The 20,498-nt window shown below is 70.4% G+C and carries 21 protein-coding genes and 1 other RNA gene; 11 read left to right on the plus strand and 11 right to left on the minus strand.

Annotated elements, in window-relative coordinates:
• The first annotated feature begins 33 nt into the window (after positions 1 to 33).
• Entirely contained in the window at positions 34 to 960 is a 927-nt protein-coding gene (locus AC5JJ1_RS04480; RefSeq protein ID WP_495783914.1) for a polysaccharide deacetylase family protein, read from the plus strand.
• Here AC5JJ1_RS04480 and AC5JJ1_RS04485 read toward each other — a convergent pair.
• Positions 947 to 1,690 carry an enoyl-CoA hydratase/isomerase family protein gene (locus AC5JJ1_RS04485; protein ID WP_495783915.1) on the minus strand — a complete coding sequence of 248 codons (744 nt, stop codon included), beginning with the start codon at positions 1,688 to 1,690 and terminating at the stop codon, positions 947 to 949. The two genes, AC5JJ1_RS04480 and AC5JJ1_RS04485, sit on opposite strands and share 14 nt — an antisense overlap.
• The gene (locus AC5JJ1_RS04490; RefSeq protein WP_495783916.1) at positions 1,687 to 2,655 is read right to left on the minus strand and encodes a tripartite tricarboxylate transporter substrate binding protein; all 969 of its coding nucleotides are present in this window, start codon (positions 2,653 to 2,655) and stop codon (positions 1,687 to 1,689) included. Before AC5JJ1_RS04490 ends, AC5JJ1_RS04485 begins: the two co-directional genes overlap by 4 nt.
• A 108-nt stretch (positions 2,656 to 2,763) precedes the next feature.
• Here AC5JJ1_RS04490 and cysK point away from each other — a divergent pair, with 108 nt between their 5' ends.
• On the plus strand, positions 2,764 to 3,726 hold the full coding sequence (gene cysK / locus AC5JJ1_RS04495; RefSeq protein ID WP_495783917.1) for a cysteine synthase A: 963 nt from the start codon (positions 2,764 to 2,766) through the stop codon (positions 3,724 to 3,726).
• 27 nt (positions 3,727 to 3,753) lie between these two features.
• Positions 3,754 to 4,254 (plus strand): cupin domain-containing protein, encoded by a 501-nt coding sequence (locus AC5JJ1_RS04500; protein WP_495783918.1) that lies wholly within the window; start codon positions 3,754 to 3,756, stop codon positions 4,252 to 4,254.
• A 39-nt stretch (positions 4,255 to 4,293) separates the two neighbouring features.
• Here AC5JJ1_RS04500 and ilvC read toward each other — a convergent pair whose 3' ends face one another.
• The 4 genes from ilvC to miaA form a co-directional block, all read right to left on the minus strand.
• Positions 4,294 to 5,310, minus strand: a complete 1,017-nt coding sequence (gene ilvC, locus AC5JJ1_RS04505; protein ID WP_495783919.1) for a ketol-acid reductoisomerase — start codon at positions 5,308 to 5,310, stop codon at positions 4,294 to 4,296.
• Between the two features lie 36 nt (positions 5,311 to 5,346).
• Complete coding sequence (ilvN, locus tag AC5JJ1_RS04510) at positions 5,347 to 5,871, minus strand: acetolactate synthase small subunit (RefSeq protein ID WP_495783920.1); 525 nt, start codon at positions 5,869 to 5,871, stop codon at positions 5,347 to 5,349.
• Between the two features lie 73 nt (positions 5,872 to 5,944).
• Positions 5,945 to 7,735 (minus strand): acetolactate synthase 3 large subunit, encoded by a 1,791-nt coding sequence (locus AC5JJ1_RS04515; RefSeq protein ID WP_495783921.1) that lies wholly within the window; start codon positions 7,733 to 7,735, stop codon positions 5,945 to 5,947.
• Between the two features lie 87 nt (positions 7,736 to 7,822).
• The gene (miaA, locus tag AC5JJ1_RS04520; RefSeq protein WP_495783922.1) at positions 7,823 to 8,767 is read right to left on the minus strand and encodes a tRNA (adenosine(37)-N6)-dimethylallyltransferase MiaA; all 945 of its coding nucleotides are present in this window, start codon (positions 8,765 to 8,767) and stop codon (positions 7,823 to 7,825) included.
• Between the two features lie 29 nt (positions 8,768 to 8,796).
• Between miaA and serB the strand changes: the two genes are divergently transcribed.
• The gene (gene serB, locus AC5JJ1_RS04525) at positions 8,797 to 9,690 is read left to right on the plus strand and encodes a phosphoserine phosphatase SerB (protein ID WP_495783923.1); all 894 of its coding nucleotides are present in this window, start codon (positions 8,797 to 8,799) and stop codon (positions 9,688 to 9,690) included.
• 131 nt (positions 9,691 to 9,821) lie between these two features.
• Here the strand turns inward: serB and AC5JJ1_RS04530 are convergent, their stop codons facing one another.
• The 3 genes from AC5JJ1_RS04530 to hflK all read right to left on the minus strand — a co-directional run bounded on the left by AC5JJ1_RS04530 (position 9,822) and on the right by hflK (position 13,474).
• Complete coding sequence (locus tag AC5JJ1_RS04530; protein ID WP_495783924.1) at positions 9,822 to 11,402, minus strand: DegQ family serine endoprotease; 1,581 nt, start codon at positions 11,400 to 11,402, stop codon at positions 9,822 to 9,824.
• A 147-nt stretch (positions 11,403 to 11,549) separates the two neighbouring features.
• Complete coding sequence (gene hflC / locus AC5JJ1_RS04535; RefSeq protein WP_495783925.1) at positions 11,550 to 12,434, minus strand: protease modulator HflC; 885 nt, start codon at positions 12,432 to 12,434, stop codon at positions 11,550 to 11,552.
• Positions 12,431 to 13,474, minus strand: a complete 1,044-nt coding sequence (hflK, locus tag AC5JJ1_RS04540) for an FtsH protease activity modulator HflK (protein WP_495783926.1) — start codon at positions 13,472 to 13,474, stop codon at positions 12,431 to 12,433. Before hflK ends, hflC begins: the two co-directional genes overlap by 4 nt.
• 344 nt (positions 13,475 to 13,818) lie before the next feature.
• On the opposite strand from hflK, the gene AC5JJ1_RS04545 reads away from it, so the two are divergent.
• Positions 13,819 to 14,931 carry an Mrp/NBP35 family ATP-binding protein gene (locus tag AC5JJ1_RS04545; RefSeq protein WP_495783927.1) on the plus strand — a complete coding sequence of 371 codons (1,113 nt, stop codon included), beginning with the start codon at positions 13,819 to 13,821 and terminating at the stop codon, positions 14,929 to 14,931.
• A gap of 391 nt (positions 14,932 to 15,322) precedes the next feature.
• On the opposite strand, the gene AC5JJ1_RS04550 is transcribed toward AC5JJ1_RS04545, so the two are convergent.
• Both AC5JJ1_RS04550 and thyX read right to left on the minus strand, forming a co-directional pair.
• Positions 15,323 to 15,499 carry a hypothetical protein gene (locus AC5JJ1_RS04550; RefSeq protein WP_495783928.1) on the minus strand — a complete coding sequence of 59 codons (177 nt, stop codon included), beginning with the start codon at positions 15,497 to 15,499 and terminating at the stop codon, positions 15,323 to 15,325.
• A gap of 92 nt (positions 15,500 to 15,591) precedes the next feature.
• Positions 15,592 to 16,533 (minus strand): FAD-dependent thymidylate synthase, encoded by a 942-nt coding sequence (gene thyX / locus AC5JJ1_RS04555; RefSeq protein ID WP_495783929.1) that lies wholly within the window; start codon positions 16,531 to 16,533, stop codon positions 15,592 to 15,594.
• A gap of 117 nt (positions 16,534 to 16,650) precedes the next feature.
• Between thyX and ssrA the strand changes: the two genes are divergently transcribed.
• From ssrA to AC5JJ1_RS04585, 6 genes are all read left to right on the plus strand, one after another.
• Positions 16,651 to 16,947: a transfer-messenger RNA gene (gene ssrA / locus AC5JJ1_RS04560) on the plus strand.
• A 74-nt stretch (positions 16,948 to 17,021) separates the two neighbouring features.
• On the plus strand, positions 17,022 to 17,510 hold the full coding sequence (locus tag AC5JJ1_RS04565) for an SspB family protein (protein WP_495783930.1): 489 nt from the start codon (positions 17,022 to 17,024) through the stop codon (positions 17,508 to 17,510).
• Positions 17,511 to 17,686: 176 nt separating this feature from the next.
• Positions 17,687 to 19,288: a fumarate hydratase gene (locus AC5JJ1_RS04570; RefSeq protein WP_495783982.1), complete on the plus strand. Its 1,602-nt coding sequence runs from the start codon at positions 17,687 to 17,689 to the stop codon at positions 19,286 to 19,288.
• 97 nt (positions 19,289 to 19,385) lie between these two features.
• A complete protein-coding gene (locus AC5JJ1_RS04575; RefSeq protein ID WP_495783931.1) occupies positions 19,386 to 19,637 on the plus strand; it encodes a DUF1272 domain-containing protein in 252 nt (83 codons plus the stop codon).
• Between the two features lie 5 nt (positions 19,638 to 19,642).
• On the plus strand, positions 19,643 to 20,038 hold the full coding sequence (locus AC5JJ1_RS04580; RefSeq protein ID WP_495783932.1) for a RidA family protein: 396 nt from the start codon (positions 19,643 to 19,645) through the stop codon (positions 20,036 to 20,038).
• Entirely contained in the window at positions 20,038 to 20,436 is a 399-nt protein-coding gene (locus tag AC5JJ1_RS04585) for a VOC family protein (RefSeq protein ID WP_495783933.1), read from the plus strand. The genes AC5JJ1_RS04580 and AC5JJ1_RS04585 overlap by 1 nt, the downstream gene beginning before the upstream one ends.
• Positions 20,437 to 20,498 lie beyond the last annotated feature (62 nt).

Raw genomic sequence — 20,498 nt, forward strand, 5'->3', positions numbered from 1 at the left:
CATGGCGCCTCCCGCCAACCCGAGGGGCGCCCCATGACAGGCCTTCCCGGCGGCATGCCGCCCACCTCGCGCGACCTCGCCGGCCATGGCCGCACCCCGCCCGATCCGCGCTGGCCGGGCGGCGCCCGCCTCGCCCTCTCCTTCGTGGTCAATGTGGAGGAAGGGGCGGAGCTCTCCATCGCCAGCGGCGACGAGCGCAACGAGCGCGTGCCGGAGAGCCACCAGCTGGTCGAGGGCCATCCCGACCCCTGCATGGAGACGCATTTCGCCTATGGCTCGCGGGTCGGGCTGTGGCGCGTCCTCGACCTGCTCGACCGCTTCGGAGTGAAGGCGACCTTCTCCTGCTGCGGCCGCGCGGTCGCGGCCACGCCGGCGCTCGCCGCGGCGCCTGCCGCCGCCGGGCATGAGGTCAGCGCCCATGGCTGGTGCTGGGAGATGCATGCAGGGATGCCGGAGGCGACCGAGCGGGCCGTCATCGCCGCGACCGTCGAGGCGCTGGCCAAGGCCGCCGGCACCCGCCCCGTCGGCTGGCACACCAAGTCGGCGCCCTCGGTCAACACGCGGCGGCTGCTGGTCGAGGAGGGCGGCTTCCTCTACGACTCGGATGCCTATGACGACGACCTGCCGCGATTAGTGGATGTTGGCGGACGGCCGCATGTCGTCCTGCCCTACAGCTTCGACACCAACGACATGCGCTTCGCCCCGGGCCAGGGCTTCGTGCAGGCGCGGGATTTCGCGGAGTACTGCATCGGCGCCTTCGACTGGCTGATGCGCGAGGGCACGACGCGGCCGCGGATGATGTCGGTCGGGCTGCACCTCAGGACCATCGGCAGGCCGGGGCGCATCCGCGGTCTGGAGATGCTGCTGGAGCACGTCACCCGCCAGCCGGGCGTCCGGGTCGCCCGGCGGATGGACATTGCCCGGCACTGGCGCGGGCTGGTGGGCCTCAGCGCCCCTTGAATTGCGGCGGGCGGCGCTCGCGGAAGGCGGCGACGCCCTCCTGGAAATCCTCCGAGTTGCGGATGCGGTTCAGCCGCTGGCCCTGCAGGGCCCATTGCTCGGAGGGGCCGCGCGGCAGGATGTCGTCAAGCACCATGCGCTTGATCGCGCCGGTCACCATCGGCGCGAAGCCCGACATCTCCTTCCCCCACTCGATCGCCTTGGCGAGCGCGCCGCCATCCGGCACCACTTCGTTGACGAGGCCAACGCGCTCCGACTTCGCGGCGTCGAAGGTGCGGCAGAGCAGGGTCAATTCCATCGCGAATTTATGCGGGATGCGGGAGGGCAAGGCGGCAATCATCCCGCCCGTCAGGCCGAGCTTCGCCTCCGGATAGTAGAATTTCGCCGAAGACCCGCAAACGGCGAGGTCGGCCATCATGGCCAGCACCAGCGCGCCGCCGATGCACCAGCCCTCGACCGCGCAGATCAGCGGCTTGTCCGTCTGCCAGCCGACATTGGGCACGGCGCGCCAGAGCTCCGGCGGCTCCCCCACATCGGCGCCGAAGGAGAAGGCCTTCTCCCCCATCCCCGTCAGCACCGCGACCCGCTGGTCCGATCCGGCGAAGTCCTGCATCGCCGCCTGGATCTCCTCGGCCATCAGCCTGGTGATGGCATTGCCCCGCTCCGGCCGGTTGAGGGCGACGATGCGGACCGGGCCATCGTCCCAAGCCTTGATGTGTTCGAAGCTCATTCCACCCTCGCTCCCGTGCGGCGCACCGCCTCCCCGAAGATCGCCCTGTCGCGCTGGATGCGCTCGGCGAAGGCCTCGCCCGCCTCGAGCTGCGGGCGGAGGCCGACCGGCGCCATGGCCCGCGCCACCTCCGGCAGCGCCAGCACCCGCTCCAGCGCCGCGACCAGCCGCGTCACCAGCTCCGGCGGCATCCCGGCGGGACCGGCAAGCCCGAAGAAGGCGAGGCCGCCCTCGCCGTAGAGGCCGAGCTCCCGCAGCGTCGGCAGCTCGGGCAGTTCCGGGCTTCGCGTCTCGCCGGTGGTGGCGAGGCCGATCAGGCGCCCGTCCTTCACCGCCGGCATGGCGACCGGGTCGAACTGCAGCTCCACATCGCCGGCCAGCAGCGCGGTGAGCGCGGGGGCGGAGCCGCGATAGGGAACATGCTCCAGCCGGATGCCGGCCGCGCTCGCAAAAATCTCGCCCGTCATTTGCGTGATGGTGCCGTTGCCGGCGGAGCTGAAGCGGAGCTTGCCGGGATTGGCCCTGGCATAGGCGACCAGCGCCCGGATGTCCCGCACCGGCACCGAGGGATGCATCGCCACCACCCCGTCCGAGGCGGCCAGCATGGCGATCGGCGTGAAATCCCGCAGCGGGTCATAGGACAGGCGCATCATATGCGGGCTGATCGTCAGCACCGCGGTCGGCCAGACCAGCAGGGTCAGGCCATCGGGTTTGGCCTGCGCCACCATCGCCGCGCCGATGGAGCCGCCGGCCCCGCCGCGGTTCTCGATCACCACCGGCTGGCCGAGCGCCTCCGCCAGCGGCTGCTGGATCGGCCGGGCGACGTTGTCGCTGCTGCCGCCGGGGGGATAGGGAACGATGAGCGTGATCGTGCGCGCGCCCTGCGCTAGGGCCGGCGCGGCCAGCAGCGGACTGGCGAGCAGCAACCGGCGCCCGAGGCGGGGCGCGGCAGTGGGATGGGCCATGGCTCGGCTCCCTGTCCTCCGCCACCAGCTTGGCATGCCCGCCGGACGCTTGGGTAGCGCCCTATTCCGCCTCATCTTGGCTGTGGAACCGTGATACCCACATGCATCATGGTGAAAGACAACCTATCCCTCGCCCCGCGTGGGCGGATCTACGACAGTGTGCTGGAGATCGTCGGCGGCACCCCGCTGGTACGGCTGCCGCGGCTGAAGGCGGCCGAAGGGCTCGGCGCCGAACTCGCCCTCAAGCTCGAATTCTTCAACCCGCTCGGCTCGGTGAAGGACCGCATCGGCCTCGCCATGGTCGAGGCGGCGGAGCGCGAGGGGCTGATCGCCCCCGGCCGCTCGACGCTGGTGGAGCCGACCTCGGGCAATACCGGCATCGCGCTGGCCTTCGTCGCCGCCGCCAAGGGCTACCGGCTGATCGTCGTCATGCCGGACGGCGCCAGCATCGAGCGGCGGAAGATGATCCGCCTGATGGGTGCCGAGGTGGAGCTGACGCCGGCCCGCCGCGGCATGGCCGGCGCCATCGCCCGGGCCGAGGCCATCCTCGCCGCCACCCCCGGCGCCTGGATGCCGAAGCAGTTCGACAACCCCGCCAACCCCGATGTCCACGCCGCCACCACGGCGGAGGAGATCTGGGCCGATACCGATGGCGCCGTCGATGTGGTGATTGGCGGCCTCGGCACGGGCGGCACGCTGACCGGCATCGCCCGCGCCCTGAAGCCGCGCAAGCCCGGCCTCCGCGTCATCGGGGTGGAGCCGGCGGAGAGCGCGGTGCTCTCGGGCGACGAGCCGGGCCCGCATGGCATCCAGGGCATCGGCGCCGGGTTCAAGCCCGCGGTGCTGGAGCTCGATAGGCTCGACGGGGTGATGCGCGTCGCCGAGCGGGAGGCGGTGGCGGCCGCCCGCCGCTGCGCGCAGCTGGAGGGGCTGCCGGTCGGCATCTCCTCCGGCGCCATGCTGCATGCGGCGCTGCAGGTGGCGCGGGAGATGCGGGGCGGGCTGGTGGTCGGCATTGCTCCCTCCTTCGCCGAGCGCTACCTGTCGACGGAGCTCTTCGCCGGGCTATGATGCCGGGCATTGCGAGGAGCGCAGGCCATGCCGCATGACGGCCACCATAGCCACGATACGCCCCCGGATGACGGGTGGAAGCATACTGGCGTCCGGGTGATCCCTGGCGACCAGCTCGACACCAACACGGCACAGACCCCGGGCATGAACCGGGCCGCCGCCATCAACGCCGCGCGGGTCGGGGCGCAGAAGATCTGGGCCGGCACCGTCCACATCCACCCGAATGCCAAGACGGGCGCGCATCACCACGGCGCACTGGAGAGCGTGATCTACATCGTCTCCGGCCGCGCCCGGATGCGCTGGGGGGAGAAGCTGGAATTCGTGGCGGAAGCGGGGCCGGGCGACTTCATCTTCGTCCCGCCCTATGTGCCGCACCAGGAGATCAATGCGTCGACCGACGAGACGCTGCGCTGCGTGCTGGTGCGCTCGGACAACGAGGCGGTGGTGGTCAATCTCGACATCGAGCCGGTCGAGAAGCCGGAAGAGGTGCTGTGGATCGACCCGATCCACAAGAACGGCGGCGTGTGAGGCAGGTCGGGCGGGGGAAGCCTCCCCCGCCCCTTCGGCTCAGTTCTTCGCCTTGTCGACTAGGGCGTTCTTCTTGATCCAGGGCATCATCGCCCGGAGCTTCTCGCCCACTTCCTCGATCGGGTGCTCGGCGAGGCGCCGGCGGGTCGCCTTGAAGCTCGCCTGGTTCACCCGGTTCTCGAGCATCCAGTCGCGGGCGAACTTGCCGGTCTGGATGTCGTCCAGCACCCGCTTCATCTCCGCCTTGGTCTCGGCGGTGATGATGCGCGGGCCAGTGATGTACTCGCCATACTCGGCGGTGTTGGAGATCGAGTAGTTCATGTTGGCGATGCCGCCCTCGTAGATGAGGTCGACGATCAGCTTCACCTCGTGCAGGCACTCGAAATAGGCCATCTCGGGGGCATAGCCCGCCTCGACCAGCGTCTCGAAGCCGGCCTTGATGAGCTCGACCAGGCCGCCGCAGAGCACGGTCTGCTCGCCGAAGAGGTCGGTCTCGCACTCCTCCTTGAAGGTCGTCTCGATGACGCCGGCGCGGCCGCCGCCGATGGCCGAGGCATAGGACAGCGCGATCTCGAGCCCGTTGCCCGAGGGGTTCTGCGCGAGCGCCACGAGGCAGGGCACGCCGCCGCCGCGCTGGTACTCGGAGCGCACGGTGTGGCCCGGGCCCTTCGGCGCGATCATGAAGACGTCGAGGTCCGGCCGCGGGTCGAGCAGGTTGAAGTGCACGTTGAGGCCATGGGCGAAGGCGAGCGCGGCGCCCTCCTTCATGTTCGGGCCGAGCGCCTCGCGGTAGAGGTCGCCCTGCAGCTCGTCCGGCGTCAGGACCATGACGACATCGGCCCACTTCGCCGCATCGGCCGGCGTCATCACCTTGAAGCCGGCCGCCTCGGCCTTCTTCCAGGAGCCGCCCTGGCGCACGCCGATCGCCACCTCGGTGACGCCGCTGTCGCGCAGGTTCATCGCATGCGCATGGCCCTGGCTGCCGAAGCCGATGATCGCGACCCGCTTGGCCTTGATCAGGTTCACATCCGCATCGCGGTCGTAGTATACGCGCATGGTCGCGCTCCTCCTCACTGCAGAACTCGGGAAAAATCAGGCCTCGAAGCCGCCCGGGCCGCGGGCGATGGCGACGACGCCGGTGCGCGACACCTCGGCCAGGCCGATCGGCCGCATCAGGGCGATGAAGGCATCCAGCTTGTCGCCCGAGCCGGTCATCTCGAAGACGAAGCTCTCGATGGTCGCATCGACGACGCGGGCGCGGAAGGCATCCGCGAGGCGCAGCGCCTCCATCCGCGCCTCGCCCTTGCCGACGACCTTAACCAGCGCGAGCTCACGGGCGAGGTGCGGCCCTTCGAGCGTCAGGTCGCTCACCTTGTGGACGGGCACCAGCCGGTCGAGCTGCGCCTTGATCTGTTCGATCACCATGTCGGTGCCCGAGGTGACGATGGTGATGCGCGAGAGGCGCCGGTCGGCATCGACGGGGGCGACGGTCAGGCTCTCAATGTTGTAGCCGCGGCCGGAGAACAGGCCGACGACGCGCGCCAGGATGCCCGCCTCGTTCTCGACGAGCACGGCGATGGTCGCGTTGCGCTGGGTGATCTCGGACAGGTCAGGCATGGGGCAGCCAATCGGCAGGAGGGCGCGTGTGGGGGCGTAGCCGCCCCACAAGGTGATCGCAAGGCCGAAACGGTCAGACCAGGACCATGCCCTCATCGGTCACGCCGGCGACGCCGCCCTCCTGGCCCGGCGCCAAAATCATCTCGTTATGCGCCGCACCCGAGGGGATCATAGGGAAGCAGTTCTCGTCCTTGGCGACAGCGATGTCGGCGATGACCGGGCCGGGATGGGCGATCATGTCGCGGATGGCGTCGTCGAGCTGGCCGGCCTCCGTCACCCGCATGCCGCGGGCATGGAAGGCCTCGGCGAGGCGGACGAAATCCGGCAGCGCCTCGGAATAGCTCTCCGAGTAGCGGCTGCCATGCAGCAGCTCCTGCCACTGCCGCACCATGCCCATGTACTCGTTGTTGAGGATGAAGACCTTCACCGGCAGGCGGTACTGCGCGAGCGTGCCCATCTCCTGGATGTTCATCAGGATGCTGGCCTCGCCGGCGATGTCGATAACCAGCGCATCGGGGTGGGCGATCTGCACGCCCATCGCCGCCGGCAGGCCGTAGCCCATGGTGCCGAGGCCGCCCGAGGTCATCCAGCGGTTCGGCTTCTGGAAGCCGAAATACTGCGCCGCCCACATCTGGTGCTGGCCGACCTCGGTGGTGATGAAGGTCTCGCGCCCCATCTCCCGGGTGATCTGGTAGAGCCGCTTCACCGCATGCTGCGGCTTGATGATGCTGCCCTCCTGCCGGTAGTGCAGGCAGCCCTTGCCGCGCCAGCCATCGATGGCGCGCCACCACCCGGCGATGGCGGGCTTGTCCTGCGGCTGCTCGTCGGCCTGCCAGCACTCGTTCAGCGCCTTGAGCACCGCCCCGGCATCGCCGACGATCGCCACGTCGACCTTGACGTTCTTGTTGATGGAGGAGGGGTCGATATCGGCGTGGATCTTCTTCGAGTTCGGCGAGAAGGCGTTCAGGCGGCCCGTCACCCGGTCGTCGAAGCGGGCGCCGATGTTCAGCATGACGTCGCAGCCATGCATGGCGAGGTTCGCCTCATAGGTCCCGTGCATCCCGAGCATGCCGAGGAATTGCGGATCCTCGAAGGGGAAGGCGCCGAGCCCCATCAGCGTGTTGGTGCAGGGCATGCCCGCCATGCGGACGAAGTCGCCGAGGAGGCGCGCGGCCTCGGGGCCGGAATTGATCACACCGCCGCCGGCATAGACGACCGGCCGCTTCGCCCCCTTCAGCAGACGCACGGCGGCCTGGATGCTTGCCATGTCCGGCTCGGTCTGCGGCCGGTAGCTGCGGTGCGGGGCCTGCGGCGCCTCGCTGTAGGGTCCCTTGCCGATCAGGATGTCCTTCGGCAGGTCGATCACCACCGGGCCGGGCCGGCCGGACTTCGCCACGTAGAAGGCCTCATGAACCGTGCCGGCGAGCTTCCGGATGTCCTTGACCAGGTAGTTGTGCTTGGTCGCCGGGCGGGTGATGCCGGTGGTGTCCGCCTCCTGGAAGGCGTCGTTGCCGATGAGGTGCGTCGGCACCTGCCCGGTCAGGCAGATCACCGGGATGCTGTCCATCAGCGCATCGACGAGGCCGGTGACGGCATTGGTCGCCCCCGGCCCGCTCGTCACCAGCACCACGCCCACCTTGCCGGTGGAGCGGGCATAGCCCTCGGCCGCATGCACCGCCGCCTGCTCATGCCGCACCAGGATGTGGCGGATGGCATTCTGCTGGAACAGCGCGTCGTAGAGCGGCAATACGGCGCCGCCCGGATAGCCGAAGATGACCTCGACGCCATTGTCCTTCAGCGCCTGGAGGACGATCTCCGCACCGGTCATGGTGCGGGTCTCGGCGGTCTGCAGGGTGGCGGACATGGCGGGCTCCTCGAACACAGATCGCCCCGCCGGGTTAGGCCCCGGGTCGCGGCGGAGGGGGAGGCTTAGACCCCTCCTCCAGACAGGTCAACGTCGCTTCTCAACAAATGCGAAGATTTCTGCCCACTGGCTTTCCTGAAATTGCGCAACGTCCGCCATGCGCGCATGGATGATATGCGCCTCGCTCGGGGCGGCCAATTGGTGGTGCCGGAACCAAGTGGCCTGCCGCTTGGTATACTGACCGGTATTGAGGATGGCGCGCTCCCGTGCCGCCTCCGGCGCCATCTCGCCGCGCAGCACGGCAGCCAATTCCGGCACGCCATGGGCGCGCATCGCCGGCAGGGCGGCATCGAGCCCTTGGGCGAGCAGGGCCCGCACCTCCTCCATCGCGCCGCCGGCCAGCATGGCGTTGAACCGGGCGGCGATGGCCTCCCGCAGCGCCTCTCGCGGCGGATCGAGGCGGATGGCGGCGAAGCGCCATGGCGCCGGCCCGGTCTGCGGCGCGTCGCGCTGCCAGGCGGCGAGGCCGCGCCCTGTGCCGATCAGCACCTCATAGGCCCGGGCGATGCGCTGGCTGTCGCCGGGGCGGAGCTGCGCCGCCGTCTCCGGGTCGAGCCGCGCATGCAGGCCGGGCGCGCCGAGCGCCGCCAGCAGCGCCCGCGCCTCCGCCCGCGCCGCCTCCGGGACGGTCGGGATGGCGGAGAGTCCCCGGGTCAGCGACAGGAAGTAGAGGCCGGTCCCGCCGCAGAGGATGGGCAGCGTGGCCCGCTCCATCTCGGCCAGCGCCGCCTCCCGCCACCAGGCGACGCTCGCCGCCTCGGCCGCCGGGCGGATGCCGTAGAGCCGGTGCGGCGCTAAGGCCTCCTCCTCCGGCGTCGGCCGCGCCGTCAGCACGCGGAGCTCGCGGTAGAGCTGCATGGAATCGGCATTGATGACCGTCCCGCCGAAGCGCCGCGCCAGCGCCAGCGCCAGCGCCGACTTGCCGCTCGCCGTCGGCCCGGCGAGGAGCAGCGCAAGCCGGCGTTGCGTCATGCCGCCGGTCCCGCCATATCCCGCGCCGCATGCTCCATGTCCTGACCCTGGTGGCCCCCGCCGGCGGCCTCGCCGCCGCCACCCTCGCCCGGCTCCGCGCCGCCCTCGCCGATCTCGGCGCCGATGCCGGCGCGCCGGACTGGCTCGCCCCGGGCGAGGCGGCCGACATCCCCTTCAGCAGCCTCTCGCCGGAGCAGGCAACCGCCGCCGCCCGCGCCGCGCTGGAGGAGGCGCCGGTCGATGCCATCGCCCTTCCCGCCGAGGGCCGCCGCAAGCGCCTGCTGCTGGCCGACATGGACAGCACCATCGTCACCAGCGAGACGCTGGACGAGCTGGCCGCCTTCGCCGGGCTGAAGGAGGAGATCGCCGCCATCACCCGCCGCTCGATGAATGGCGAGCTGGATTTCCGCCAGGCGCTGGCCGAGCGCGTCGGGATGCTCGCCGGCCTCGATGTCGCGGCGCTGGAGGAGACCTGGGAAGCCACTGAGGTTACCCCGGGCGCCCAGGCGCTGGTCGCCACCATGCGGGCGCATGGTGCGCATTGCGCCATCGTCTCGGGCGGCTTCGCCTTCTTCACGGGGCGGGTGGCGGAGCGGCTCGGCTTCCATGCCCACTACTCCAACACCCTCGGCGTAGCGGATGGCAAGCTGACCGGGCGCGTGGAGGAGCCGATCCTCGACCGCGACGCCAAGCTGGCGACGCTGAAGCGCCTCGCGGCCGAGCACGGCCTGCCGCTCTCGGCGGCGCTGACGGTGGGGGATGGGGCGAACGACCTCGCCATGCTGGAGGCCGCCGGGCTGGGCGTGGCCTTCCGCGCCAAGCCGGTGGTCGCGGCGGCGGCGCGGGCGCGGGTCGACCATGCCGATCTCCGCGCCCTGCTCTTCGCCCAGGGCTACCGGGCGGAGGAGATCGTCGCGGGCTGAGGCCAGGGCGGGCTCCGTTGGCAGCGGCTCACGAAGCCCGCACTGGCCCTTTTTGCCTGGCCGAGCAAGTTACGCACCGCAAGCCAGGACGCTTGCGGTGAGTTTGCTCAAGCCCGCGACCCGTAGCCTGATCAGCCCGGGCTGCCCCGCTCGCCGCGCAGCCGCAGCGGGACGAAGCGCTGGCCCTGGGCCGTCTCGATCAGCAGCAGCGCGCTCGGGCGATTCTGCCGGCGGAGCTGCTCCAGCTTCGACTGGACCTCCTGCGGCGTCGTCACCCGCTCCTGCTGCACCTCGACGATCACGTCGCCCGCACGCAGCTCGCGCTCGGCGGCCGGGCTGTCGGGCGCCACCTCCATGATGACGACGCCGCGCTGGTCCGGCTTCAGGCTGAAGCGCTCCCGCGTCTCGGGCGAGATCGGCGCCACGCGGAGGCCGAGACCGGACAGCTCCGTCGGCCGGCTTGCCTGCGGCGCAGGCGTCGCCGCGGCCTGCTGCGGCTCGGCCGGCAGCTCGCCCACGGTGACGTTGACCGTCTGCTCGCGCCCGTCGCGCCACACCACCACCGGCACCGGCCGGCCGACCGGCGTCTCCGCCACGATGCGTGGCAGGGTGCGCATCTCGCGCACCTCCTGGCCATTGAAGCGGAGGACCACGTCGCCGTTGCGGATGCCGGCCTTGGCCGCCGGCCCGTCCTCCTGGGCGCGGGCCACCAGCGCGCCGCGGCCGCCGCCCTGCAGGCCGAGGCTCTCGGCGATCTCGTCCGTCACCTGCTGGATGTTCACGCCGAGCCAGCCGCGCCGCACCTTGCCCGTCTCGCGGAGCTGGGCGGTGATGTTGCGCGCGAGGTTGGAGGGGATGGAGAAGCCGATGCCGATCGACCCGCCGGAGGGCGAGTAGATCGCCGTGTTGATGCCGACCACCTGGCCTTCGAGGTTGAACAGCGGCCCGCCGGAATTGCCGCGGTTGATGGCGGCATCAGTCTGGATGAAGTCGTCATACATCCCCTGGCGGATGTCACGCCCCCGAGCCGAGACGATGCCGGCCGTCAGCGTCCCACCGAGGCCGAAGGGGTTGCCGATCGCCAGCACCCAGTCGCCCACCTGGGCGCTGTCGCTGTCGCCGAACTGCACCGCGTGCAGCGGCTTGTCGGTCTTGATCCGTAGCACCGCGAGGTCGGTGCGCGGGTCGGTCCCCAGCAGCTCCGCCCGGATCGTCGTGTTGTCCTGCAGGATGACGTTGATCTCATCCGCGCCGTCGATGACGTGATTGTTGGTCACCACGATGCCGCTGGTGTCGATGATGAAGCCGGAGCCGAGCGACTGCGCCCGGCGCGGCCGCTGCGGCTGGTCCTGGCCCTGCCCCGGCCCCTGGCCGGGACGGTTGCGGTTGAAGAAGTCCCGGAAGAATTCCTCGAAGGGGCTGCCGGGCGGGGCCTGCGGCATGTCCGGCGCATCCGGACGGTTGGCCCGGGCCTGGACATTCTGCGTGGTCGAGATGTTGACCACCGCCGGCAGCAACTGCCGGGCGAGCGGGGCGAAGGAGGGCGGCACATCCCGCATCGGCGTCGCCGCCGGCGCATTGGCGGGTGGCGCCGCCGCCGGCGGGGCGGGGAGCGGCGCCACCGGCGCGGGCGCGACCGGCGCGGGCTGGCCCTGGGCCAGCGCCGGCAGGCCGGCGATCAGCAGGGCGAGAACGGGATGGGCTAGGCGCATCGGGGACACCTCGATTGCGAAAGAATGCCGGTGCAACGCGGCACCCGCCGGAAAGGCTGAACGACAGGCTATGGCAGATGGTGGCTGGCACCCAATGCGCCAGCCGGGGGAAGGCGGGACGCGGGCCCGGCACCGCGCCCCTGCCGGTCAGGGCGTCCGAGCCCCGCCCTGGGTCGGGATGCTCCGGAAATACTTGAAGAAGTCGCTGTCCGGGCTCAGCAGCAGGCGGGTGTCGCCGTCGGAGAAGGCCTCCCGCATCGCCTGCATGGTCCGCCAAAACTGGAAGAATTCCGGGTCCTGCTGGAAGGCCTGGGCGAAGATGCGGATGGCGGTCTGCTCGCCCTGGCCGCGCAGGATCTCGGCCTGGGACTGCGCCTCGGCCAGCAGCACCGTCCGGTCGCGCTCGGCCGCGGCGCGGATGCGCTGGGCCTGCTCGGCGCCCTCCGCCCGCTGCTCCCGGGCGACGCGCTCGCGCTCCGATTGCATGCGGGACAGGATGGCCTGGGTGTTCTCCTCCGGCAGGTCGGCGCGGCGGATGCGGACATCCGTCACCTCGATGCCGAAGCTCTGCGCCTCGCTGTTCACCCGCTGGCGGATCTCGCCCATGATCCGGGCGCGGTCGGCCGAGAGGACCGCGAGCAGCGTCTCGCTGCCGAGGGTGTTCCGCAAGGTCGAGGAGACGATCGGCCCGAGCCGCAGCCGGATGCCGTTCTCCGTCGCGCCCACCGTCTGGTAGAAGCGCAGCGGGTCGGTGATGCGGTAGCGGGTGAAGGTGTCCACCACGATCCGCCGCTGGTCGCCGAGGATGACCTCCTGCCCCTGCGCATCGAAGTCGAGCAGGCGGCGGTCGAAGGCGATGACCGTCTGGATGAAGGGCACCTTCATGTTCAGCCCCGGGTCGCGCACCACTCGGCGAGGCTCGCCGAACTGGGTGATCAGCACCTGCTGGGTCTGGTGGACCGTGAACAGCGAGGAGGCCACGGCGAAGAGCAGCACCAGCAGCACGATGGCCGGAATGGCAAGGCGGTTCATCGCGTGGCTCCCTGCGGCTGGGCGCCGCGCTGCAGGCCTGGCAGCGCCGGCGCGGCAGGCGCCGGGCGGTTGCCGCCGCGCACCGGCGGGTCGGTCAGGTTCAGGAAGGGCACCAGCCCCTGCAGCCGGTCATCGACGACGATCTTCGGGTTGCGCCGCAGGATCTCCTCCATGGTCTCGAGATAGAGCCGGCGCATGGTGATGTCCTGCGCCTGGTGATAGGCGCCGAGCACGCTGATGAAGCGCGTCGCCTCGCCTTTGGCGCGGGCCTCCTGGCTGTCACGGTAGCCCTGGGCCTCCTGGATCATCCGCTCCGCCTCGCCGCGGGCGCGGGGGATGATGTCGTTGCGGTAGCCCTCGGCCTCGTTGCGGGACCGCTCCTTGTCGGCGGCGGCGCGCTGGACGTCACGGAAGGCCTCGATCACCTCGGCGGGCGGGTCGACCTTCTGCAGCTGCACCTGTGTGACGACCACGCCCGCTCTGTACTGGTCGAGGATCGCCTGGGTGCCCTGGGCCACCTGGGTCTCGATCTGGGCGCGCGCCTCGGTCAGCGCCGGCTGGATCGGCGTGCGGCCGATCACCTCGCGCATCATGCTCTCGGCGGCCGACTTGATGGTGCTCTCCGGGTTGCGGGTGTTGAACAGGAACTCGGCGGCATCGCGGACGCGCCAGCGCACCACGAAGTCGATGTCGATGATGTTCTCGTCGCCGGTCAGCATCAGCGACTCCTCCCGCACGTCACGGCCGGCGCCGGCGCCGGCGCGCGGGGCGCTGGCATCGGCCGAGCGGAAGCCGATGAAGACCAGGTTCTCCGTCGTGACGCGCGGCGTCAGCGCCGTCTCGACCGGCCAGGGGATGTGGTAGTTCAGGCCTGGCGGGGCATTGCGGTTGTAGGCGCCGAAGCGCAGCACCACGCCCTCTTCGTCGGGCTGGACACGGTAGAAGCCGCTCGCCGCCCAGACGCCGAGGACGAGCACGGCCAGCAGCGCGGCGACGCGCCCGCTGCCGCCGCCCCGCGGCGTGCGCAGGAAGCCGCGCACCCAGTCCTGCCCACGGCGGATCAGGTCGTCGAGGTCGGGTCCCGGCCCGCCCGGGCCGCGGCCGCCCCCCGGAGGCCCGGGTGGAGGTGTCCCCCACGGCCCGCCCGGTCGGGGATTTCCCCAGGGGCTGGGTCCGCCACTGTTCAGCGCCATCGTTTGGTCCGGCCTCCACCTTATTGTTTGGCCGCCGGCAGGAGCCTGAACGCACCGTCACGGCACGTTTGGGGCTGGATGCGCGACGGCACCCGGCCATATGACACGCCCGGCCGGGCGACGGGTGCCCGCACGCTGCTCAGCGGCCCAGGCCGCCGCGATATTGGCCAGAAACGAGGGGTTTTCAAGCGATGTCCGAACAACTGGTCGACACGGTGCGGAATGCGCTGCGGGCGGTGCGGGATCCGGCGACCGGGCAGGACATCATCTCCTCCGGCATGGTGCAGGGGCTGGCGGCCCGGGACGGGCTCGTCCAGTTCGCCCTTGCCGTGGCGCGCGAGCGGGCGCCGCAGATGGAGCCGCTGCGCCTCGCCGCCGAGCAAGCCGCGGCCGCCGTGCCCGGCGTGCTGAGTGCGACGGCGGTGCTGACGGCGCATCGCCCGGCCCCGGCGGCGCCCGCAGCCCCGCCCCGCCCGGCGCCCAAGGGCCCGGCCGGCCAGGGGCCGATGCTGCTGCCCGAGGTGCGGAAGATCGTCGCCGTCGCCTCCGGCAAGGGCGGCGTCGGCAAGTCGACCACGGCGGTGAACCTGGCCGTCGCGCTGGCCGCCGAGGGGCTGAAGGTCGGGCTGCTCGATGCCGACATCTTCGGCCCCTCCCTCCCCCAGATGCTCGGCACCCGCGAGCGGCCGCGCACCGAGGGGCAGCGCATCATCCCCATCAGCCGCTGGGGGCTGAAGGCGATGTCCATCGGCTTCCTCGTCGAAGAGGAGACGGCGATGATCTGGCGCGGCCCGATGGTGATGGGGGCGCTCGAGCAGCTCATGGGCCAGGTGGAATGGGGCGCGCTCGACATCATGGTCGTCGACATGCCGCCTGGCACCGGCGATGCGCAGCTCACCATGTCGCAGCGCGTGCCGCTGGCCGGCGCCGTCATCGTCTCGACGCCGCAGGACGTGGCGCTGATCGATGCCCGCCGCGGGGTGAAGATGTTCGAGAAGGTCAATGTCCCCGTGCTCGGGGTGATCGAGAACATGTCCTACTACTGCTGCCCGAAGTGCGGGCACCGGGACGAGCTCTTCGGCCATGGCGGGGCGCGGGCCGAGGCGGGGCGAATGGGCGTCGAATTCCTGGGCGAGCTGCCGCTGCGGCTCGAGATCCGGACGCTGGCCGATGCCGGCACCCCGATCGTCGCCGCAAGGCCGGAAACGGAGGAGGCGCAGACCTACCGGCGCATTGCGAACCGGCTCTGGGCCAAGCTGGGTGGGGCGGAGGCACCGGCCGGGCCGCGCATCGTCATCGAGTAGCGATGAGCGGTTGCGTCATCTCGTGCCTCCCCGGGCCGCAACGCGTCAACGCTTGCGGCCGCTCCGATCCTCTGATCGTTCGTGGAGGCGGACAGCAACACAGCCCAGGATTACCACCACGACCGGCATGACGATAAAGGCAATGATGTAATACTCGTTCAACCCTTTAGCCCTGCGAGCACGCGTCGCGCCAACACATGTAGCGCGACCGCACCCGCAAGCCAACAATCCGAGCCGATCAATAGGTAGAAAGGAGGTATCGCCTCCCTAAAGACCCCGGTTCCGTACGGCAAACCCGACAAAGGAGCCAGGATCCCGACCGCGACGCATGCGGTCGAGGCGCGGTCCAAGGCATTGGCCAAAAGTTTGGTGCGTTCGTTGGAGATCAGGCTCATCGCCGCGGCGCCGTCCAGCGGCCGAGCAGGAAGCCAAGCAGCATCATCCCACCGAGCAACGCCACGACCTCACCGAACAGCGCATGCGCCAGCGGCAAGCCGATCATCACGGCGAAGACCAGCACGCCGACCCAGAGCCAACGGCGCCAGCCGGTGAGCGGCGAATCCGGCACCGGCGCGTGGGTGGCGCGCGGGACAGGGGCACGAGGGGCCGGGCGGCTGGCGCGCGCGGCTCGGGGCTTCAGGGCCGGACGGGCGGCGCCGCTCATGCGACGGGGCGCCCCAGCGTCTCCATCAGCTCGCGCCATTCGCGCTTGGAGAGGCCGCTGCCCGCCTGCTCCACCGCCTCGCCGGCCAGCATCCGCCGGACGATGGCCAGCATCCCGGCCGAGAGCGTCGCCGCGCCCATGCGGTAGTCGACGAAAGCCTCGTGGCAGGCGGGCACCCAGGCCTTCACCAGCCCCAGCATAGCATCGGCATAGGCGCGGATCTCGTACTGCGCATGGGCATCAGCGCGGAGCGAGAGGAAGTTGAGGAGGTTGTGGAGGTCGGCCTTCCAGTACCACTGGGTATAGGTGTTGAGCGTCAGGTTCATCCGCGCCAGCTCGCGCGCCAAGCCCTGGCGGGAGGGGTCGGCCGGGTTGCCCTCGGCATCCTCGTTCAGCATCCAGGCATAGTGGTCATAGGTCTGCATCGCGTCGCCGCGCAGCAGGTCGAGGACGCGCACCGCCTCCTCGCCTTCGAGCAGCGCGCCGCGGCCCTGGCGGTTGGCGGTGGACTGCGCGGCGAGCTGGTCGGGCGCCGGGATGTAGAATTCCCGGTCGAGGATGGAGTAGCGCGCCGAGTACTCGTTCACGTTGGCGGTGCGGTGGCGGATCCACTGCCGGGCGATGAAGATCGGCAGCTTCACATGGAACTTGATCTCGCACATCTCGAAGGGCGTGGAGTGGCGGTGCCGCATCAGGTAGCGGATCAGCCCCCGGTCCTCGTTGGCAGCCCGGGTGCCGCGGCCATAGGAGACGCGGGCGGCCTGCACCACCGCGGCGTCGTCGCCCATGTAGTCGATGACGCGGACGAAGCCATGGTCCAGCACCGGCACGGCCTGGAAGAGCAGCGCCTCCAGCCCCGGCGCGACGGGGCGGCGGGTGCGCCCCTCGGCGGCGCGGGCCGCCTCGATCTCCTGCTGCTGGTCGTCGGTGAGCGGCATCGCGGTCCCCTGTGCTGAGCCGGGATGTAGCCCAGCGCCGCCCGCCGCGCCACGGCGACGGAAGCCTATGTGGCGCCGGCGCATCGTCCCCTGGCTCACCGTGAGATGAGCCGCGTCCCCCTCGCATTCGGCGGCTGGAGCGCCTAAGTCTGCACCGTCGCTTCGGCGACTATGGTGATAAACACGGTCTGGAATAATCGTTGCGGACCCGGGGGCAGTGCCCGGCGCCTCCACCATAAGGGGGCGAAACAGGCTCGACGCGCGTGGTAAAGAGACCGCTTTTGCCCGGCATGGTTCCGCCGTCATCGGGCCGATTCTAAGTGCGAACGATAACAGCCGCGAGGCTGTCGCACTCGCTGCCTAGGAATAGGTAAGCGCGGCTCGGGGGGCGCCGGGCAACAGAAGCCCCCCACTTTCCTTCTGCCGATCTTATACTCCCACTTCCGTGATCGTTGAAAATCGCATTATATGGAGGTGGAGTCCGATGCATGAGCGATTCGTCAGCCCGCCCTGAGAGCCTGCTTCCTTACGCCCTGTGGACGGAGGAGGCCTTGCGTGCCGTGGTACAGGATGCGCTGGCGCATGCCGCCAAGCACGGACTGCCAGGCGAGCATCATTTCTACATCACCTTCCGGACCGAGCATCCGGGCGTCGCCATGCCGGGCCATCTGCGGGCACGCTATCCGCAGGAGATGACGGTGGTGCTGCAGCACAAGTTCTGGGACCTCTCGGTCGATCGGGGGGCGGGCACCTTTTCCGTCGGCCTGTCCTTCGGCGGCGTCCCGGCCATGCTGACGGTGCCCTTCGCCGCGCTGACGGCCTTCGCCGACCCCTCCGTCCGCTTCGGCCTCCGCTTCCAGGGCACGCCCGTCCGCGAGGAGGCGACGCCGGAGCCCGAGGCCGCCGCCGCAGCCGCCGCGGGGCCGAGCCAGGTCGTCAGCCTCGACAGCTTCCGCCGCCGGCCGGCCCGCGACTGATCCTCTGCCGGTTGGCTTGGCCTCGCCGCTGGGCTAATCCCGGGGTCATGTTCGCGCCGCCGGTGGCCTGACCGCGGCGCCCCCCTGCGCGGAGACCGCCCGTGACCCCTCCCTTAGACGTCGATGCCGGCCCGGTATCGGCGCCCGCCCGCCCTTCCGGCTTCCAGTACAGCCCGATGTTCCCGCTGGCCGAGGACGGCACGCCCTGGCGCCGGCTGCCGATCGAGGGCGTCCGCGCCATCGAGGTCGACGGCAGGACCGTGCTGAAGGTCCCGGCCCAGGCGCTGGAGGAACTCGCCTTCCAGGCCTGCCGCGACGTCTCCCACCTGCTGCGCCCCGGCCATCTCCGGCAGCTTGCCACGATCCTGCAGGACCCTGAGGCGAGCGCGAATGACCGCTTCGTCGCCCTCGACCTGCTGAAGAATGCCAATATCGCCGCCGGCGGCGTGCTGCCCATGTGCCAGGACACCGGCACCGCCATCGTCTTCGGCAAGAAGGGCCAGCGCGTCTGGGTTGAGGGCGACGAGGAGGAGGCGCTGAGCTACGGCGTCCACCGCACCTATACCGAGACCAACCTGCGCTACTCGCAGATGGCGCCGCTCTCGATGTTCGAGGAGGTGAACACCGGCAACAACCTCCCCGTCGACTTCTCCATCATGGCGCAACCCGGCGAGCATCATGCCGACGAGCTGCACCTGATGTTCGTCCTGAAGGGCGGCGGCTCCGCCAACAAGACCTTCCTTTACCAGCAGACGCGCGCGGTGCTGAACAAGCCGAAGCTGCTCGCCTTCCTCGAGGAGAAGATCAAGACCCTCGGCACCAGCGCCTGCCCGCCCTACCACCTGGCGATCGTCATCGGCGGCACCACGGCCGAGACCACGCTGAAGACGGTGAAGCTGGCCTCGACGCGCTGGCTCGACACCCTGCCCACGGAGGGCAGCAAGTCCGGCCACGCCATCCGCGACCCGGAGCTGGAGGCGGAGGTCCACAAGCTGACGCAGAATCTCGGCATCGGTGCGCAGTTCGGCGGCAAGTACTTCTGCCACGACGTGCGGGTGATCCGCCTGCCGCGGCATGGCGCAAGCCTGCCCATCGGCATCGGCGTCTCCTGCTCGGCCGACCGGCAGGTGAAGGCGAAGATCACGCCCGAGGGCGTCTTCCTCGAGCAGCTCGAGCACGACCCGGCGCAGTACCTGCCGGAGGCGACGGACAGCATCCTCGGCGGTGACGTGGTGCGGATCGACCTGAACCGGCCGATGAGCGAGATCCGCGCCGAGCTCTCGAAGCACCCGGTCAAGACCCGGGTCTCGCTGACCGGCACGGTCGTCGTCGCCCGCGACATCGCCCATGCCAAGCTGCAGGAGCGGCTGGACCGCGGCGAGGGCCTGCCGGACTACATCAAGGACCACCCCGTCTATTACGCCGGCCCGGCCAAGACGCCGGAGGGCTATGCGACCGGCAGCTTCGGCCCGACTACGGCCGGGCGGATGGACAGCTATGTCGCCGCCTTCCAGGCCGCGGGCGGCAGCCTCGTCATGCTGGCCAAGGGCAACCGCAGCAAGGCGGTGCTGAACGCCTGCAAGCAGCATGGCGGCTTCTACCTCGGCTCGGTCGGCGGGCCGGCGGCGCGGCTGGCGCAGGACTGCATCCGGAAGGTCGAGGTGCTGGAATACCCGGAGCTCGGCATGGAAGCGGTCTGGCGCATCGAGGTCGAGGATTTTCCTGCGTTCATCGTCGTCGACGACAAGGGCAACGACTTCTACGAGGGGCTGGAGTGATGGCGCCCGTCCCCCGTTGCCCTCGTGACAGGGGCGTTGCGCATCCCGGCCTTCGGCCGGGACATGACGGCAACGACTTCTACAAGGGGCTGGAGTGATGCTGGAGCTCCGCCCCAACTGCGAGTGCTGCGGGCGCGACCTGCCGCCCGAGAGCCGCGAGGCGCTGATCTGCTCCTTCGAGTGCACCTGGTGCCGGGATTGCGCCGCCAATCGCCTGCCCGGCGGCCTCTGCCCGAATTGCGGCGGCGAGCTGGTGGCGCGGCCGGTCCGGCCCGCCGGTAAGCTCGAGCGCTTCCCGGCCGCCACGGCGCGCAAGCGCTCCGCCCTCCCCGCCTGCGCCGGAGCCTGAGCGCCATGCCCCGCATCCACATCTCCTCCGGCTCCCGCTTCGAGGAGGAGATCGGCTACTCCCGCGCCGTGGTCGATGGCGATTACGTCTGGGTCTCCGGCACCACCGGCTACGACTATGCGTGCATGACCATCGAGGATGATGTCGTGGCGCAGGCCGACCAGGCCTTCCGCAACATCGCCGCCGCCCTCGCCGAGGCCGGCGCCAGCCTCGACGATGTGGTGCGCGTGCTCTTTATCGTCCCACGGCGGGAGGATTGGGAGCCCTGCTGGCCGGTGGTGAAGCGCCACCTCGGCAAGGCCCGCCCCGCCTCCACCCTCATCCATGCTGGGCTGCAGACCGATGCCATGCGCATCGAGGTCGAGGTCACCGCCCGCTTGCCCAAGAAGGGATCCGCCTGATGCGCTTCGCGGTCGACCGGCTGGACCACCTCGTCATCAACTGCCGGGACCTGGAGGTCATGGCTTCCTGGTACCAGCGCGTCCTCGGCATGGAGCGGGAAGATTTCGGCTCCCCGCCCCGCATCGCGCTGAAATTCGGCGGCCAGAAGATCAACCTCCGCCCGGCCGATGCGCCGGCCAGCGAATGGATCGCCGCTGCCCGCTGCGAGCCGGGCACGCAGGACCTCTGCTTCGTCGTCGCGGTCTCGCCGGAGGAGATCGTCGGCCAGTTCCATGCCTGCGGCGTCACCATCGAGCTCGGCCCGGTCAGCCGCCAGGGCGCGCTGGGCGCCATGGGCTCGGTCTATTGCAGGGATCCGGAGGGCAACCTGATCGAGGTGTCGTCGTACTCAGCTTGAAGACCCACAAGATTTTAATATCGATTGTGAACTGAAATTCCGCTAAGTTCCCGCGGTATACT

The sequence above is a fragment of the Belnapia sp. genome, from assembly GCF_059504005.1.

Coding starts and splice junctions, on each gene's coding strand:
- AC5JJ1_RS04570 (WP_495783982.1), top strand. CDS start 17,687: ATGTTCCCGCTGGCCGAGGACGGCACGCCCTGGCGCCGGCTGCCGATC.
- AC5JJ1_RS04585 (WP_495783933.1), top strand. CDS start 20,038: ATGCGCTTCGCGGTCGACCGGCTGGACCACCTCGTCATCAACTGCCGG.
- serB (WP_495783923.1), top strand. CDS start 8,797: ATGCTCCATGTCCTGACCCTGGTGGCCCCCGCCGGCGGCCTCGCCGCC.
- AC5JJ1_RS04485 (WP_495783915.1), bottom strand. CDS start 1,690: ATGAGCTTCGAACACATCAAGGCTTGGGACGATGGCCCGGTCCGCATC.
- AC5JJ1_RS04500 (WP_495783918.1), top strand. CDS start 3,754: ATGCCGCATGACGGCCACCATAGCCACGATACGCCCCCGGATGACGGG.
- AC5JJ1_RS04575 (WP_495783931.1), top strand. CDS start 19,386: ATGCTGGAGCTCCGCCCCAACTGCGAGTGCTGCGGGCGCGACCTGCCG.
- miaA (WP_495783922.1), bottom strand. CDS start 8,767: ATGACGCAACGCCGGCTTGCGCTGCTCCTCGCCGGGCCGACGGCGAGC.
- AC5JJ1_RS04515 (WP_495783921.1), bottom strand. CDS start 7,735: ATGTCCGCCACCCTGCAGACCGCCGAGACCCGCACCATGACCGGTGCG.
- hflC (WP_495783925.1), bottom strand. CDS start 12,434: ATGAACCGCCTTGCCATTCCGGCCATCGTGCTGCTGGTGCTGCTCTTC.
- AC5JJ1_RS04490 (WP_495783916.1), bottom strand. CDS start 2,655: ATGGCCCATCCCACTGCCGCGCCCCGCCTCGGGCGCCGGTTGCTGCTC.
- AC5JJ1_RS04565 (WP_495783930.1), top strand. CDS start 17,022: ATGAGCGATTCGTCAGCCCGCCCTGAGAGCCTGCTTCCTTACGCCCTG.
- thyX (WP_495783929.1), bottom strand. CDS start 16,533: ATGCCGCTCACCGACGACCAGCAGCAGGAGATCGAGGCGGCCCGCGCC.
- ilvC (WP_495783919.1), bottom strand. CDS start 5,310: ATGCGCGTATACTACGACCGCGATGCGGATGTGAACCTGATCAAGGCC.
- cysK (WP_495783917.1), top strand. CDS start 2,764: ATGGTGAAAGACAACCTATCCCTCGCCCCGCGTGGGCGGATCTACGAC.
- AC5JJ1_RS04530 (WP_495783924.1), bottom strand. CDS start 11,402: ATGCGCCTAGCCCATCCCGTTCTCGCCCTGCTGATCGCCGGCCTGCCG.
- ilvN (WP_495783920.1), bottom strand. CDS start 5,871: ATGCCTGACCTGTCCGAGATCACCCAGCGCAACGCGACCATCGCCGTG.
- AC5JJ1_RS04580 (WP_495783932.1), top strand. CDS start 19,643: ATGCCCCGCATCCACATCTCCTCCGGCTCCCGCTTCGAGGAGGAGATC.
- AC5JJ1_RS04480 (WP_495783914.1), top strand. CDS start 34: ATGACAGGCCTTCCCGGCGGCATGCCGCCCACCTCGCGCGACCTCGCC.
- AC5JJ1_RS04545 (WP_495783927.1), top strand. CDS start 13,819: ATGTCCGAACAACTGGTCGACACGGTGCGGAATGCGCTGCGGGCGGTG.